The organism is Pantoea sp. paga (assembly GCF_007558755.1).
GTDB classification, from domain to species: domain Bacteria; phylum Pseudomonadota; class Gammaproteobacteria; order Enterobacterales; family Enterobacteriaceae; genus Pantoea; species Pantoea agglomerans.
The window spans coordinates 566,549-582,094 of the sequence record NZ_VLTF01000001.1 but is presented as its reverse complement, the minus strand read 5'-3'; the positions used below and the strand labels follow the sequence as shown (position 1 = coordinate 582,094).

At 55.3% G+C, this 15,546-nt stretch carries 14 protein-coding genes; 8 read left to right on the top strand and 6 right to left on the bottom strand.

Features of this window, described 5'->3' with window-relative positions:
* Positions 1-57: 57 nt before the first annotated feature.
* The gene (locus FOV68_RS02765; protein ID WP_031591377.1) at positions 58-1,638 is read left to right on the top strand and encodes a TerC family protein; all 1,581 of its coding nucleotides are present in this window, start codon (positions 58-60) and stop codon (positions 1,636-1,638) included.
* Between the two features lie 140 nt (positions 1,639-1,778).
* On the opposite strand, the gene FOV68_RS02760 is transcribed toward FOV68_RS02765, so the two are convergent.
* From FOV68_RS02760 to pabB, 4 genes are all read right to left on the bottom strand, one after another.
* Positions 1,779-3,341, bottom strand: coding sequence for an EAL domain-containing protein (locus tag FOV68_RS02760; RefSeq protein WP_031591376.1), 1,563 nt, complete (start codon positions 3,339-3,341; stop codon positions 1,779-1,781).
* Positions 3,342-3,566: 225 nt separating this feature from the next.
* Entirely contained in the window at positions 3,567-4,931 is a 1,365-nt protein-coding gene (locus tag FOV68_RS02755) for an L-serine ammonia-lyase (protein WP_143990274.1), read from the bottom strand.
* A 184-nt stretch (positions 4,932-5,115) separates the two neighbouring features.
* Positions 5,116-5,679: a CoA pyrophosphatase gene (locus FOV68_RS02750; protein ID WP_022625545.1), complete on the bottom strand. Its 564-nt coding sequence runs from the start codon at positions 5,677-5,679 to the stop codon at positions 5,116-5,118.
* Positions 5,663-7,042 carry an aminodeoxychorismate synthase component 1 gene (gene pabB / locus FOV68_RS02745; RefSeq protein WP_143990273.1) on the bottom strand — a complete coding sequence of 460 codons (1,380 nt, stop codon included), beginning with the start codon at positions 7,040-7,042 and terminating at the stop codon, positions 5,663-5,665. Before pabB ends, FOV68_RS02750 begins: the two co-directional genes overlap by 17 nt.
* A 110-nt stretch (positions 7,043-7,152) precedes the next feature.
* Between pabB and FOV68_RS02740 the strand changes: the two genes are divergently transcribed.
* Positions 7,153-7,347 carry a YoaH family protein gene (locus tag FOV68_RS02740; protein ID WP_010260545.1) on the top strand — a complete coding sequence of 65 codons (195 nt, stop codon included), beginning with the start codon at positions 7,153-7,155 and terminating at the stop codon, positions 7,345-7,347.
* Between the two features lie 12 nt (positions 7,348-7,359).
* Here the strand turns inward: FOV68_RS02740 and FOV68_RS02735 are convergent, their stop codons facing one another.
* Together FOV68_RS02735 and FOV68_RS02730 are read right to left on the bottom strand one after the other, a co-directional pair.
* Positions 7,360-7,704 (bottom strand): RidA family protein, encoded by a 345-nt coding sequence (locus FOV68_RS02735; protein WP_003852699.1) that lies wholly within the window; start codon positions 7,702-7,704, stop codon positions 7,360-7,362.
* A 67-nt stretch (positions 7,705-7,771) separates the two neighbouring features.
* On the bottom strand, positions 7,772-8,131 hold the full coding sequence (locus tag FOV68_RS02730; RefSeq protein ID WP_069026363.1) for a hypothetical protein: 360 nt from the start codon (positions 8,129-8,131) through the stop codon (positions 7,772-7,774).
* Between the two features lie 345 nt (positions 8,132-8,476).
* Here FOV68_RS02730 and FOV68_RS23950 point away from each other — a divergent pair, with 345 nt between their 5' ends.
* The 6 genes from FOV68_RS23950 to fadD all read left to right on the top strand — a co-directional run bounded on the left by FOV68_RS23950 (position 8,477) and on the right by fadD (position 15,463).
* Entirely contained in the window at positions 8,477-8,644 is a 168-nt protein-coding gene (locus FOV68_RS23950; RefSeq protein WP_167620267.1) for a hypothetical protein, read from the top strand.
* Positions 8,645-9,281: 637 nt separating this feature from the next.
* Positions 9,282-10,019 (top strand): carbonic anhydrase, encoded by a 738-nt coding sequence (locus FOV68_RS02725; protein WP_069026362.1) that lies wholly within the window; start codon positions 9,282-9,284, stop codon positions 10,017-10,019.
* 242 nt (positions 10,020-10,261) lie between these two features.
* Positions 10,262-12,178 carry an ATP-dependent DNA helicase gene (locus FOV68_RS02720; RefSeq protein WP_031592783.1) on the top strand — a complete coding sequence of 639 codons (1,917 nt, stop codon included), beginning with the start codon at positions 10,262-10,264 and terminating at the stop codon, positions 12,176-12,178.
* A 44-nt stretch (positions 12,179-12,222) separates the two neighbouring features.
* Positions 12,223-12,921 carry a tRNA (adenosine(37)-N6)-threonylcarbamoyltransferase complex dimerization subunit type 1 TsaB gene (gene tsaB / locus FOV68_RS02715; RefSeq protein WP_143990272.1) on the top strand — a complete coding sequence of 233 codons (699 nt, stop codon included), beginning with the start codon at positions 12,223-12,225 and terminating at the stop codon, positions 12,919-12,921.
* A 60-nt stretch (positions 12,922-12,981) separates the two neighbouring features.
* Positions 12,982-13,578 carry a Slp family lipoprotein gene (locus FOV68_RS02710; protein WP_031592781.1) on the top strand — a complete coding sequence of 199 codons (597 nt, stop codon included), beginning with the start codon at positions 12,982-12,984 and terminating at the stop codon, positions 13,576-13,578.
* Positions 13,579-13,786: 208 nt separating this feature from the next.
* Positions 13,787-15,463 (top strand): long-chain-fatty-acid--CoA ligase FadD, encoded by a 1,677-nt coding sequence (gene fadD, locus FOV68_RS02705; RefSeq protein ID WP_124890019.1) that lies wholly within the window; start codon positions 13,787-13,789, stop codon positions 15,461-15,463.
* The last annotated feature ends 83 nt before the right edge of the window (positions 15,464-15,546 follow it).

Below are 15,546 nucleotides of genomic sequence, written 5' to 3'. Positions count from 1 at the left end.
CTTTGCTGCGCTGATAAGCAGCACCGCGATCTGTTCCCTGTTCTGGAGTCATAAATAATGGAATTTTTATTCGACCCCTCAATCTGGGCGGGTTTACTGACGCTCGTGGTGCTGGAAATCGTACTCGGCATTGATAACCTGGTGTTTATTGCCATTCTGGCCGACAAACTGCCGCCGAAGCAGCGTGATAAAGCTCGCCTGATTGGCCTGTCACTGGCGCTGGTCATGCGTCTGGGTCTGCTGTCGCTGATCTCCTGGATGGTGACGCTGACGACGCCTCTCTTTAGCGTAGGCGGTTTCAGCTTTGCCGGTCGTGATTTAATTCTGCTGGCGGGTGGTCTGTTCCTGTTGTTTAAGGCGACCATGGAGCTGCACGAGCGGCTGGAGAACCGGCAGCTCGACGGATCCGGTAATCGGGGATATGCCAGTTTCTGGGCTGTCGTGACGCAGATCGTGGTACTGGACGCGGTCTTCTCGCTGGATGCTGTGATTACCGCCGTGGGTATGGTGAACCACCTGCCGGTGATGATGACCGCCGTGGTGATTGCGATGGGTGTGATGCTGCTGGCATCTAAGCCGTTAACCAACTTTGTTAATGCGCATCCGACGGTAGTGGTGCTCTGCCTGAGTTTCCTGCTGATGATCGGTCTGTCGCTGGTGGCAGAAGGCTTTGGTTTCCATATTCCTAAAGGCTACCTCTATGCGGCGATTGGCTTCTCGATTCTGATTGAGCTGTTCAACCAGGTTGCACGTCGTAACTTTATCCGCCATCAGTCAAATCGCCCGATGCGTGAACGCACCGCCGAAGCGATTTTACGCCTGATGGGGGGCCGCAACCGTGCCCAGAGCGCCAGCAATGGCAACACCAGCAGCAGCGAAGAGGCTGCGCTGGCGGAAGCGATGCCGCAGGAAGCGTTTAAAGATGAAGAGCGCTATATGATTAATGGTGTGCTGACGCTGGCTTCCCGCTCGATTCGCAGCATCATGACGCCGCGCGGTGAAATCTCCTGGGTCGATGCGAATCGTCCGGTTGATGAGATTCGCGGTCAGCTGCTTGATACGCCACACAGCCTGTTCCCGGTCTGTCGGGGTGAACTGGATGAAATTGTCGGCGTAGTGCGAGCCAAAGAGCTGCTGGTGGCGCTGGAACATGGTGTGGATGTGGCGACCTTTGCGGCCAATACACCGACTATCGTGGTGCCGGAGACGCTGGATCCGATCAACCTGCTTGGCGTGCTGCGTCGTGCCAAGGGCAGCTTCGTGATTGTCACCAATGAGTTTGGTGTGGTTCAGGGTCTGATTACGCCGCTGGACGTGCTGGAAGCGATTGCGGGTGAATTCCCGGATGAAGATGAAACGCCCGATATCATTGCGGATGGTGATGGCTGGTTAGTGAAAGGGGGGACCGATCTGCACTCGCTGCAGCAGTTGCTCGACTTCCATGAGCTGGTCGACCCGACAGAAGACCACGCCTCGCTGGCGGGCCTGCTGATTGAGCAGAAAGGGCAGTTACCGCTTCCTGGTGATGTGATTGATATTACTCCGCTGCACTTCCAGATTATCGAAGCGACCGACTACCGTATCGATCTGGTGCGTGTCACTAAAGATAAACCGCATGACGAGGATGAAGAGGGCTAATCGTTCTCGTTGATGCAGAGGCGCTGCCGGGCTTACCGGCCACGCTGAATTCTCCGACAGCCGCTGGCTCATTGCCGCGGCTGTTTTTTTGTCTGTGGCGTAAGGTCATCATGCAGGGCGAAACGAGGCTCAGGCTATTATCACCTGCGGGCATCAGCCTGATGCTGCGCCAGCCACGCCGGGAAGTCCTGTAGCGGCATCGGGCGGGCAAAATAGTAGCCCTGCAGATGATCCACACCGCGTTCGCGCAGATAGGCCGCCTGCTCAGCCGTCTCCACGCCTTCGGCCACCAGACTGATATTCAGGCGCTGGGCCAGCGAAATCACCATATCCGTCACCGTGGCATTAATCGCGTCAGTGCCGATGGCTGCGGTGAAAATCTTGTCGATTTTCAGCACATCTGGCTGCAGATCTTTCAGATAGGAGAGCGAGCTGTGACCGGTGCCAAAATCATCAATCGCCAGCAGGACACCGATGTCGTGCAGTTGCGCAATCACCGACTGGTCCACAACCGGCAGGGCATCGCGTTCGGTGAGTTCCACCACCAGTTTCGGCACCGGATTGGCAGGCCACCACAGGTTGTGCAGATCTTCCAGAATGGCGTGGTCGCGGAAGTGGCTGGCGGCAACGTTAATGGCGATATGGAAAGCGGGATCGTCGGGCAGCTGCGGTAACTGTCTCACCACTTCATTCAGTACAAAGCGCGTCAGCGGTTTGATCAGGTTCTGTCGCTCGGCCAGAGGAATAAAAACGTCAGGTGCAATCCAGCCCTGACGAGGATTATGCCAGCGCAGCAGTAACTCAATACCGTCGCACTCACCACTTTTGGTGTTGATCAGCGGCTGGCAATAAACCATAAACTCACGGGCCGTAATGCCATAACTGATTTGCCAGCTCAGGCTCATGCGATTTGCGGTCGCCAGCCAGACGATGTAACCCATAAGCAGGCTCAGCAGCAGCGCCAGCGGGAGCTGTGAGGGAAGCGTCGCCAGCGCCAGGCGGGTCGGAGAGGGGCCATAAAGGGTAAGCGTAAACGGATAGCGCAGCGAGCCCTGCTCATAGCTCACTTCGTCTTCTGACGGCACCGTGGGCTCGATCAGCGGATTGCCATACTCCAGGCTCTCCCCGTTGACATTAAAGACGGCGCGCTCCACCCAGGGCAACTGCGGCTCCAGCAGATAATTGCTCATCATTTCGATGTTGATCACCTGCAAAATCCCGGAGCGGTTATCCAGGCTCTTTGGCGTCCACAGCAGTAAAATGGGCGAGCCTTTCAGCAGATAATCATCGGTTGCCAGCGTCATGCGCTGACTGTTAAAGGCTAAGTCAGGGTAAGTCTGGCTAAAGGGGATGGTGCGCGGCCCATAAATACTGGAGCAGTAGAGCACGTCGTTATCCACCAGCAGAATCGCCCGGACCGTCTGCAGGGAAGAAATTTTTTCGATGAGTGGAAAGCGAACATCCGGACAGGGAACGCCGACCAGACCCAGCGTATTATTGGCTGAAACCTCCAGCGGTGAAAACATCCGGTCAAACCGCATAATCGCTTTATCGGCGAAATCCATCGCCTGCTGCTCGATTCGTGACTTCTCTTCAATATAGCGAAAGGCCAGGGTTAATATCAGCACCACGGTGGCGATCGACAGCGCTATCAGCACACGCTTGCGTCTGAATTGTCCAACATTTTGCTGGGCCATAAACATCTGTATCCACCTTCCCAAAAAGCCAGTAAAAAGCAAAACACAACGGGGTGAGTATCGGCACGGTCAGATCAACATTGAGGCCGGAATGCAGAAAAGCGGGTCTGGAAAGTTGCGTATGCCGGACAGCTGCGCGGAAATCACTCTACCGGTTAAACCTGCGCTGAGATAGCGCAGGATGCGGATTTTATTACGTTTGCACGTTTTTTATTCAGTTAATCGTTTCGCTTAATCACACTGAACTTTAATCGCCAGACCGCCACGTGAAGTTTCACGGTATTTGGCGTTCATATCTTTGCCGGTTTCATACATTGTCTCGATAACCTTATCCAGCGAGACGCGGGGCTCGCTGGTGCGCCGAAGTGCCATGCGCGCCGCGTTAATTGCTTTAACCGAGGCGATAGCATTGCGCTCAATGCAGGGCACCTGAACCTGACCGGCTACCGGGTCACAGGTCAGTCCAAGGTTATGTTCCATACCGATTTCAGCCGCCACGCAGACCTGCTCCGGACTGCCGCCCAGCAGTTCAGCCAGACCGGCCGCGGCCATAGAACAGGCGACACCCACTTCACCCTGGCAGCCCACTTCCGCGCCTGAAATAGAGGCGTTCATTTTATACAGCACGCCGATAGCGCCAGAGGCGAGGAAATAGCGCAGGAAAATGTCGGGTGTAACCGGCTCAATGAAGTGATCGTAGTAAGCCAGCACCGCAGGCACGATACCGCAGGCACCGTTAGTGGGCGCGGTCACCACGCGGCCTCCCGCGGCGTTCTCTTCGTTGACGGCCAGCGCATACATATTGATCCAGTCGATAACTATCATTGGATCGCTGGAGTGCTTGTCAGAGGAGGTCAGCAGGCGACGCAGGGAGGCAGCACGGCGCGGCACGCGCAGTGGCCCTGGCAACACGCCTTCGGTATTGAGACCGCGGTCGATACAGGCCTGCATCGTCTGCCAGATGTTTGTGAAATAGGCATGGATCTCATCGCTGCTGTGCAGCGCCAGCTCATTTTTCATCACCAGACCTGAGAGTGACAGGCCGGTTTCACGACAGTGAGCCAGCAGATCTTTGGCCGAGTGGAACGGCCAGGGCACAGAGACTTCATCCAGTGCCGACTGCCCGAAGTGCTCTTCATCAACAATGAAGCCGCCTCCAACGGAGTAATAGGTTTTTGACAGGATCAGCAGGTCGCCCGCAAACGCGAGCAGGCGCAGGCCATTTTCATGCAGCGAGAGGTTCTCACTGCGAAATACCATGCCGCCTTCGCGCGGGAAATCCACTTCGTGTGCGCCTTTCGCCAGCAGCAGTCGCTCACGCTGCTCAACATCTTTAATAAAGGCGGGGATCGCATCGATATCCACCGTATCCGGCGATTCGCCCGCCAGACCCATAATAATGGCGATATCAGTGTGATGGCCTTTGCCGGTCAGAGAGAGAGAACCGTAAACATCCACGGCGATCCGGGTGACCTCCTGCAGCTTTTCCTGTTCGCACAGCAAATCCACAAACTGTTTACCTGCTTTCATCGGGCCGACAGTATGCGAACTTGAGGGGCCGATGCCCACTTTGAACATGTCGAAAACACTAATCACAGGTGACACTCCTCACAATTATTCTCAGTCTGCCGGGGCAGTTTATGGCGCCCATAGTAATGGTCATGCACCAGGAAAGAGCAGCTTTTCGCATGAAATAAACTTATCAAAACGGATAGAAAAAATTATAGCGCAGCGCGCCAGTAACCTGACGGGCCGGAGAGAGGAAAAAACGAGAAAGGTCTCAGAATGCGATCTGAGCACTCAGTGATCGGATAATTCCCGCGGTCATGCCCCACACCAGATAATCCTGATAGCGCGACAGCCAGACCGGATGGCGAACGCCAGCCCGATGCACTTCCAGCGCACTGTAGCGGCTGAGCTGCAAAGCCTCGGCCAGCGGCATCTCAAAGGCGCTGCTCACCTCATCCGGATTAATCGTTAACCGCAGATCGGCAGGAATGATCCCCAGTACCGGCGTCACCTGAAAACCGGTGCTGCTGGTCACGGCGGGCAGTGCGCCTAATACCTCGACCTGATGCGGCTCAATGCCAACCTCTTCCTGTGCTTCACGCAGTGCTGTGGCGATGAGCGATGCGTCAGTATCATCCTGCATCCCGCCGGGAAAGGCGACCTGTCCGGCATGTTTGCGCAGGGCATGTGAGCGCTGCGTCAGCAACAGGCCGGGTTCAGGCCGTGCAACAATCGGCACCAGCACCGCCGCATGGCGCCCGGATAGCAATTGTGTGCTGCGGGCAGGCTGCTGCAACAGAAAACGGCTGCGGAAATCATCAAGCGTCAGGGCCAACTGAACCTCCGGTTTGTTCCAGTGCCGGTAAGATCCGGCTGACTTTGTCGAGTGTTTCCTGATACTCCGCTTCGGGATCGCTGTCTGCGACAAGCCCGCCGCCCGCCGCACAGTAGAGCTGCTGACCTTCAGCGATCAGCGTGCGAATGGTGATGCTGGTATCCATCCGGCCACACAGGCTGAGATAACCGATGCTGCCGCACCAGGCATTGCGCCGCTGCGGCTCCAGTTCATCAATAATCTCCATCGCCCGAATCTTGGGTGCACCGGTAATCGAGCCGCCCGGAAAACAGGCGCGCAGCAGATCGGTGGCCTGCAGGGTATCAGGCAGCTGCGCCCGCACCGTGCTCACCAGGTGGTGCACGGCGGGGAAGGGTTCAACCACAAACAGTTGCGGCACAGTGACCGAGCCGGGTACCGCCACGCGGCCAATATCGTTGCGCAGCAAATCGACAATCATCAGGTTTTCGGCCCGATCTTTTTCCGCATGGCGCAGCGACTCAGCCTGTTGCGCATCAGCAATCGGATCGTCACAGCGTGGCCGGGTACCTTTAATCGGTCGGGTTTCGATCTGTTTATTATTTAGCGACAGAAAGCGCTCCGGTGACAGGCTGAGGATTGCGCTCTCCGGCAGACGCAGAAAAGCGCTGAATGGCGCGCGGTTAGCTGCATTGAGTATACTGAACGCCTGCCACTCATCACCCTGGTAACTGGCCTGAAAACGCTGCGCCAGATTAACCTGATAACAGTCACCCGCCTGAATATAGGCCTGAACCGCCGCAAAACGCGCAGCGTAATCTGCATAGCTCAGGTTGGAGCGCCAGCGGCTGGTCAGTGAAAAGGGCACGGCTTCGCGCGCAGGCCATTGCGCCAGCCAGGCGGCGCGTTCTTCCGCGCTCTTTAACGTCACCAGCGTCAGGGTCTGCTGATGATGATCGGCAATCAATGCCCAGTCATAGATACCCACCGCCATGTCAGGCGTGGTGAGATCGGCTGCGGCCTGCTGAGGCAGCGACTCAAACCGGCGGCCCAGATCATAACCAAACAGGCCCAGCGCACCGCCCTGAAACGGCAGGGCATCACAGGCAGCCGGCGTCACGCCCAGCGCATCACACTGCTGCTGCACCAGCAGCAGGGGATCGGCGGTCGATTCGGTCGTGCCGGTCGGATCGCTGAGCGTAGTCATCGTACCGCGGGTCACCAGGGTGGCGCGGGGATCGGCGGTCAGAATATCAAAGCGGTTATCACTGTGGTTCGCCTGCGCGGAGGAGAGCAGCATCGCCCAGGGCAGATGGGCAATCGGGGCAAAACGCTGAGTCAGCGCATCCGGGGTATAATCAAGACTGAGGGTTTCAACAATCATCGGGCAGAGAAATCAGAGAGCAAAGAGGCGGTCAGACTGCCATATTTTTTCCTGACTGGCACCTGTTAGTTCCGCGTGGGATACTGTCTGCCCCAACGCAGGAGTGAAACATGTTTATAGGAATACCGGCTCTCTCTCATGAGCAGCAGCAGCAGGCCGTCGAACGTATTCAGGAATTGATGGCGGGAGGTTTGTCGAGCGGTGAAGCGATAACCCAGGTGGCGCAGGAGATCCGTCAAAATTTCAAGGGCGAACGGATTCGGGCGCTATTCGAAGACGAAGATGAAGAAAACGAAGAGGAATAACGCCCGGCGTTTTTAACGTGCAGCGATAATTTTAATTTCGATTTTGTACTTCGGATTCAACAGCCCGGCCTGTACCGTGCAGCGCACCGGCGCATTACCTGGAGAGACCCATGCGTCCCATGCGCGGTTCATCGCAGGGAAATCGGCCTTATCTACCAGAAACAGCGTCGCATCAAGGATTTTGCTTTTATCGCTACCGAGCCGTGTCAGAATCGCATCAATCACTGCCAGCGCATTGGCTGTCTGCGCTTCTGCGTCGGCATCCAGATTCTCAGGCACACTGGTGTAATAGATCGTGTCGTTGTGGATCACGGCTTCGGACATACGGTGTTCCGGGTCAATGCGGGTAATACTCATCGGTTTCTCCCTGGTTAATTGCGCATTAGCCTGGCACACTCCTGACATCGCTGTCACCCCTTACGCCTTACAGGCAGCGCTCAACAATCGCCTGTCTGTCCGCCATCACCTGTGGCGCCATCCGGAAAGTCGTGAAATATTTCACATCAGACCCTTTTCGGCGGGGCGACACATCCGCAAAAATCGAATCTTCCCAGGTGAAAACGCTGATCTCGCTGCCGTTGGGCTGGGTGTGAGTGGTGTTATCTCTGGCAATGACGCTGGTGGTGGACCAGCCGCGATAAATACAGTCGCTGAGCTGAGGGACGGTGCGGGTGCTTTGACCCTGAAAAACAGGCTGCTGCTGACGAGCCTGATCAGGCGTGGGTGCCTGGCAGCCGCAGAGCAGCAGCACGCCAGCCAGAGAGCCGATGCGGAAATAGTTCATACATTCCTCCGCCTGAGTCAGGCAGTCGGGTTAAGGCCATCTGTTTAACACCGCCTGAACGACAATGTTAAACCAGTCTCAGCACGTCAGCCTACGGGTGCCACATCCCAACGGTAAGCTGATTTAATCATTATAATCCGCGCGTTTATTTCCTCGCTGCGTTCCTCTGCATTTGCTAACTGCATCACACTGTTACGCTTGCCGCTTCTGGAGTGGAGTGAGTGTTATTGATCGTGCCTGCAATTGACGTTAACGGCCTGGCACCAGAACGAATCAGGGCGCGCAACCGGCTTAAAAATGTTATAAATCAGCCGTGAAATCGCGCCACAGGATGAGGATTAGAGAATGGCGAATACGCAGTATCTGTTTTGGGTTATGGCTGGCGCGCTGACGCTGCTGTTTATTGTTATCGGGGCCTTTGTGGGTTTATCCAAAGGCACTAAGCAGGGAGTGATCACCTTTGCGGTGCTGTTCATCATCATGCTGGCAGGCGCACTTTACATACACCATTAGCACTGGGCGGTGAGGTCATTTTCAGTCTCTTACAGCAATTTTACGTTTGGCTCACACTTCAGGCGAAAAATATGCGACCGGTATGACGGTTAACTATGCTCAGTTGAAATAGCAGAACTGCTATTTATCACCGGAGGTAATTATGTCTGAACGTCCTGATTACGATGAACCGCTGCCAGATGATGCTGAGATCTATCCGGAAGACGAAGAAGAGGATGAGGAAGACGATCTGTCAGAAAAGGATGTTTAGCCGTCTGACAAGGTTGTCTGACGACGTTCTGGTCTTCTGAATGCTGGCTTATACCGCAAAACCGCAAGTGCAGTTTTGCGGTTTCTCAGGTTCTTCGTGTCGCCTCTCTCCGTGCTGTTTCAGGCTTACGCCTGCTAATAAATCCCTCGCTAAAAATGGCGACATGGTAAGTTCCCGTAGAAAGTTTGATTTATTCAGATAATCCTGGAAAATAATCCGCTTAGATAAAGTAATTTAATCAACGATGTTAATTAAATTAACATCAATAAAAATTATAAACTCTTTATTCGTTCTGATTTTGATTTAACGCATTTAGTCACCTTGCTGACCCCGCAGTGAGCGGAATAGTATCCCTGCCGCAAATAAGCTTATTAAGCAGGGATAAAAATGAAATTACCAAAAATGTTAAGTCTGGTTGTGGCGCTTTCTACCCTTAACGTAGCCGGTGCGGCGGAACCGCACTGGACGTACGAAGGCAAAGCTGGCCCGGAACACTGGAGCGAACTGACCAGTGACTTCCACATCTGTCACGAAGGTAAGTCCCAGTCGCCAATCAATATTAAAGATCCGATTGAGGGACATTTACAGGCACTCGATCTGGCCTACCATACGTCGGCTGAGAAGGTGATCAACAATGGCCACACGATTCAGGTGACCGTTGATGAAGAAGATGATTTTGTACTGGATAGTGAAAAGTTCACGCTGCGTCAGTATCACTTCCATACGCCGAGTGAGAACCAGATCAATGGGCACACCTTTCCCCTTGAAGCCCACTTTGTACACAGCAAAGAAGATGGCGATCTGGCCGTGGTCGCGGTGATGTTTGAGGTCGGTAAAGAGAACCCGGCGCTGGCACCCTTGATCGACGCTATGCCGAAAAAGGAAAACCAGCAGGTAACCATTAATCGCCAGGTAAATTTACGCGATCTCTTCCCGGAAGATCTGCACTATTATCGTTTCAGCGGCTCCCTGACGACGCCGCCCTGCAGCGAAGGGATCCGCTGGCTGGTGATGAAACAGCCGGTTACGCTATCTCAGGCGCAGCTCGACGCCTTTAAACAGGCGTTGAAAACCACCAACAATCGTCCGTTGCAGCATCTCAATGGGCGCATGATTGTAGAGTAGTTACAGCGATTTCTGCTTCCTCTCGCGGTGCGACTCTCCATCAGGCATACCGGTGCGGCGAGCGCTTCTCTTCAGGCGGCCCCGTGCCGCCTTTTTCTCATCGTTCAGACGCGATCCTGAGCCACTGGCTGCCACACTCCCAACGGCAAAAAAATAGACAAGCCATTGATAATTATCAATTTTGCTTTGTTGATCCAATACTGACATAATTACAGTGTTTTTGCCGTTCTTAGTGAGGGTATGTGGCAGACGATTTTGCAGTGGATGGCGCGCTGGCGCTGGCGATCGCAGGCTTTAAGCCGCGTGAAGCACAGCGTGAGATGGCGCAGGCGGTATCTGAAGCCGTAAAACAGCAGGGTGAACTGGTGGTCGAGGCCGGTACCGGCACCGGAAAAACCTATGCCTACCTGGCTCCCGCTTTGCGGGCCGGTAAAAAAGTGATTGTCTCCACCGGATCCAAGGCGCTGCAGGATCAGCTCTATGGTCGCGATCTGCCCACGATGATCAAGGCGCTGGATTTCAAAGGTAAAACGGCCTTGCTGAAAGGGCGCTCCAACTACCTTTGCCTGGAACGCATGGAACAGCAATCGATGGCGGGCGGCGATCTCACCGCGCAGGGGCTGACCGATCTGGTGACGCTGCGCAGCTGGTCATCGCAGACGGAAGATGGCGACATCAGCAGCTGTGCGGGCGTGACCGAAGACAGCCCGGTCTGGCCGCTGGTCACCAGCACCAACGATAACTGCCTCGGCACTGACTGCCCGCGCTATAAAGAGTGTTTTGTGGTCAGGGCGCGTAAGCGCGCTATGGACGCCGATGTGGTGGTCGTGAACCACCATCTCTTTCTTGCCGACCTGGTGGTGAAAGAGGGCGGCTTTGGCGAACTTATTCCCGAAGCTGATGTGATGATCTTCGATGAAGCCCATCAGCTGCCCGATATCGCCAGTCAGTATTTTGGTCAGCAGCTCTCCAGCCGCCAGTTACTCGATCTCGCCAAAGATATTATTACCGCCTACCGCACCGAAGTGCGTGATGCCCAGCAGTTGCAGAAATCCGCTGACCGCCTGGCGCAGTGCGCGCAGGATTTTCGCCTGTCATTAGGCGATCCCGGCTATCGCGGTAACCTGCGTGAACTGCTGAGCGATAACAACATCCTGCGGATGTTTACGCTGCTGGATGATGCGCTTGAACTCTGTTACGACGTTATCAAACTCTCACTGGGCCGTTCAGCCCTGCTGGATGCTGCCTTCGAGCGGGCCGCTCTCTACCGTGGCCGGTTAAAACGGCTGCGGGCGATTAACGAGCCGGGCTACAGCTATTGGTATGAATGTACCTCACGTCACTTTATCCTGGCGCTGACGCCGCTCTCGGTGGCAGAACGCTTCCGTGAAGTGATGGACAATCGTAAGGCTGCCTGGATCTTCACCTCAGCCACCCTGGCGGTGGATGAGAAAATGGCACACTTCGCCGAACGGCTGGGTGTGAATGCAGCAAAAAGCCTGATTCTGAACAGCCCGTTCGACTTTGCGAAGCAGGCTCTGCTCTGTGTACCGCGCAATCTTCCTGAGCCTAACCGTCCGGGTGGTGCACGCCAGCTGGCCGCCATGATGAAGCCGCTGATTGATGCTAATAAAGGCCGCTGCTTCTTTCTGTGCACATCGCACCTGATGATGCGTGAGCTGGCCGCGGAATTTCGCGCCTCTATGACGCTACCCGTGCTGGTGCAGGGTGAAACCAGCAAGGGTCAGTTGCTGAAGCAGTTCATCGACAAGGGCAATGCGCTGCTGGTGGCGACCAGCAGTTTCTGGGAAGGCGTGGATGTGCGGGGTGATGCGCTGTCGCTGGTGATCATCGATAAACTGCCGTTCACCTCACCGGAAGATCCGCTGTTGAAAGCCAGAATGGAAGATTGCCGGATTCGTGGCGGCGATCCCTTTACGGATGTGCAGCTGCCGGATGCGGTGATCACCCTGAAGCAGGGCGTGGGACGTTTAATCCGCGATACCGACGATCGTGGCGTACTGGTCATTTGCGATCAGCGTCTGGTTTCACGTCCTTATGGCGCGCTGTTTCTCAATAGCCTGCCGCCGACGCCGCGCACCCGGGACATTGCCCGCGCCATCGCCTTTATCCGCCAGCAACCCGAACCAGACGCGTAATTTTATGCTAAGATGCGCGCCGTTTTCTTTCTTCTGAGGTAGTCATGTCAGCCCGAATTTTAGCGCTGGATACGGCGACAGAAGCCTGTTCAGCCGCCTTGCTGAATCAGCAACAGATTGATGCCCGATTCGAAATTGCCCCGCGCGATCATACCCAGCGTATTTTACCGCTGATCGAAGAGCTACTGCTGGCACAGCAGCTGGAACTGACCGATCTGGACGCGCTCGCCTTTGGTCGCGGCCCTGGCAGTTTCACCGGCGTGCGGATTGGCATTGGCATTGCGCAGGGCCTGGCACTGGGCGCTTCACTGCCAATGATCGCGGTTTCCACGCTGGCAACGCTGGCGGAAGGCGCATGGCGTCTTCACGGTGCTACCCGTGTATTAACCGCTATTGATGCGCGGATGGGCGAGGTCTACTGGGCCGAATATCAACGTGATGAACAGGGTGTCTGGCAGGGTGAGGCCAGCGAAAGCGTGCTGTCGCCCGAAGCGGCACTGGCACGGATGCAGGCGCTCTCCGGCGAATGGATGACCGCAGGCACCGGCTGGCAGGCTTATCCTGCCCTGCAGCAGGGACACGAACTAACCCTGAATGCCAGTGAGGTTACGCTGCCCGCCGCAGAAGATATGCTGCCGCTGGCGACCCTTGCGCTGGCGCAGGGGAAGACGCTGCTGCCGGAAACGGCGGAGCCCACTTATCTGCGTAATGAAGTCGCCTGGAAAAAATTACCTGGCCGGTAAAATGCACGCAACTTATTGTTATGCGTCCAGTCTAACTCTTTACCTAACGGGAGAACGTCTATGTCGTCAATGTGTGGTAAAGGGCTTTCAGGTCTGCTGCTGACCTGTGTGCTGGCGTTAACCGGTTGTGTCTCAATTCCTGACACGCTGCAGGGCAGCTCACCTCAGCCGCAGCAGGATCTGTTGCGCGTTATGAGCGATCCTTCGCTCTTTGTCGGGCAGGAATCGCGCTTTGGCGGCAAGGTAGTGAATGTCACTAACCTGAACGGCAAAACCCGGCTTGAGATTGCTGCACAGCCGCTGGATGATAGCGCCAGACCGCGTCTGGGTGCGGCCTCGGTCGGCCGGATTTATGCCGATATCCGCGGGTTTGTTGATCCGGTGGATGTCAGAAATCAGTATGTGACGGTGCTGGGTACCCTGAAGGGGACGGAGCAGGGCAAAATTGGCGAAGCGGATTACAAATTTGCGGTCATCGATGTGCGCGGTTATCAGCGCTGGCGACTTACCCAGCAGGTGACAGCACCACCCCAGCCGATGGATCCCTGGATCTGGTATGGTCCGACCCGCCATCGCGGCGGATACTGGGGCCCGAATCCCTACTGGGGAATGATGAACAGTGGGCCGGCAGAGGTGCAGACCATTCTGACCGAGTAAGTGAAAAAACATTTAATTATCAGCCCGGTCGCGGTGCTCGCTGCCGGGCTTTTTATTTGCCTGTTTTATCAGCACGAAATTTAGTGATGCACTTCGCAACCTCAACATGCCAAAACAGGCAAACTGGTACAATCAGTTAAAATATTGTTAACAAACCAGATTGGCTGAGGCAGCGATGGAAATACAACATAATTATCGGGGTGGATCCTTGAATAAGGTTTGGCTGAAACGCTACCCGGCAGATGTGCCTGCCGAAATAAGTGCAGATCGTTACACCTCGCTGGTGGATCTGTTTGAGCAGGCCGCAAAACGCTACGCCGATCAACCCGCGTTCCTGAACATGGGTCAGAAGATGAGTTATCGTCAGCTGGAAGAGAAGAGCCGCGCTTTTGCCGCCTATCTTCAGCAACAGCTGGGCCTGAAAGCGGGTGACCGGGTGGCGTTGATGATGCCTAATTTACTGCAGTATCCGGTGGCCCTGTTTGGTGTGCTGCGTGCGGGTATGGTGGTGGTCAATGTCAATCCGCTCTATACGCCGCGCGAGCTGCAGCATCAGCTCAATGACAGTGGGGCCAGTGCGATTGTCATTGTCTCGAATTTTGCGCACACGCTGGAAAAAGTGGTGGCGAAAACCGCTGTGCGGCACGTCATCCTGACCCGGATGGGCGATCAGCTGGCGCCGATAAAAGCGACGCTGGTTAACTTTGTCGTTAAGTATGTGAAGAAGCTGGTGCCCAAATACCATCTGCCGGGGGCAATCTCATTTCGCCACGTCCTGGAAGTCGGCGAAACGCTCAATTATCAACGCCCGACGGTCTCCAATGACGATCTCGCCTTCCTGCAATACACCGGTGGCACCACTGGCGTAGCCAAAGGGGCGATGCTGACCCATCGTAACATGCAGGCGAATCTTGAACAGACCCGCGCAACCTACGGCAAAGTGCTGCGCGACGGTAAAGAGTGTGTCGTTACCGCGCTGCCGCTTTATCACATTTTCGCCTTAACGGTGAATGGCCTGCTGTTCCTGGAGCTGGGCGGTCAGAATCTGTTGATCACCAATCCGCGCGATATCCCCGGCTTTGTTAAAGAGCTGGGGAAATTTCCGTTTACCGCCATTACCGGCGTGAACACGCTGTTTAACGCGCTACTCAACGATGAGCAGTTCAATAAACTCGATTTTTCAACGCTGCGTCTTTCCGCCGGTGGCGGAATGGCGGTGCAGAAAGTGGTGGCCGAGCGCTGGGAAAAACTGACCGGACACTATCTGCTGGAAGGCTATGGCCTGACAGAGTGTTCTCCGCTGGTGTCAGTCAATCCCTATGACATCAGCTGCCATACCGGCAGTATCGGTCTGCCGGTGCCCTCGACAGATGTGCTTATTCTGGATGATGACGGCAATGAAGTCGCTCCGGGTGAACCGGGCGAACTTTGCATCAGCGGCCCGCAGGTGATGCTGGGCTACTGGCAGCATCCGGAAGCGACAGCGGAAGTGCTGAAAAATGGCTGGCTCCACAGCGGTGATATTGTTACCGTTGACCAGGAAGGCTTTATTCGCATCGTTGACCGCAAAAAAGATATGATTCTGGTATCAGGTTTTAATGTCTATCCGAATGAAATCGAAGACGTGCTGATGCAGCATCCTAAAGTGCGTGAAGCCGCGGCTATCGGTGTTCCCAGCGATCTTTCTGGCGAAGCGGTAAAAGTCTGCATCGTGAAAAAAGATGCGTCGCTGACCAAAGAAGAGGTGCTCGATCACTGTCGCCGTCAGCTCACCGGTTACAAGGTGCCGAAAATCATTGAGTTTCGTGATGAGTTGCCTAAAACCAATGTCGGCAAGATCCTGCGGCGTGAGCTGCGCGACGAGGCGAAACCCGGCGCGAGCTGAATCCGGGCAGAAATTGAGGTTGAACGCCGGCATGTCCGGCGTTTTTATTGTTTTTAACATGGAGCGCCGCGCGTTGTTGGCTG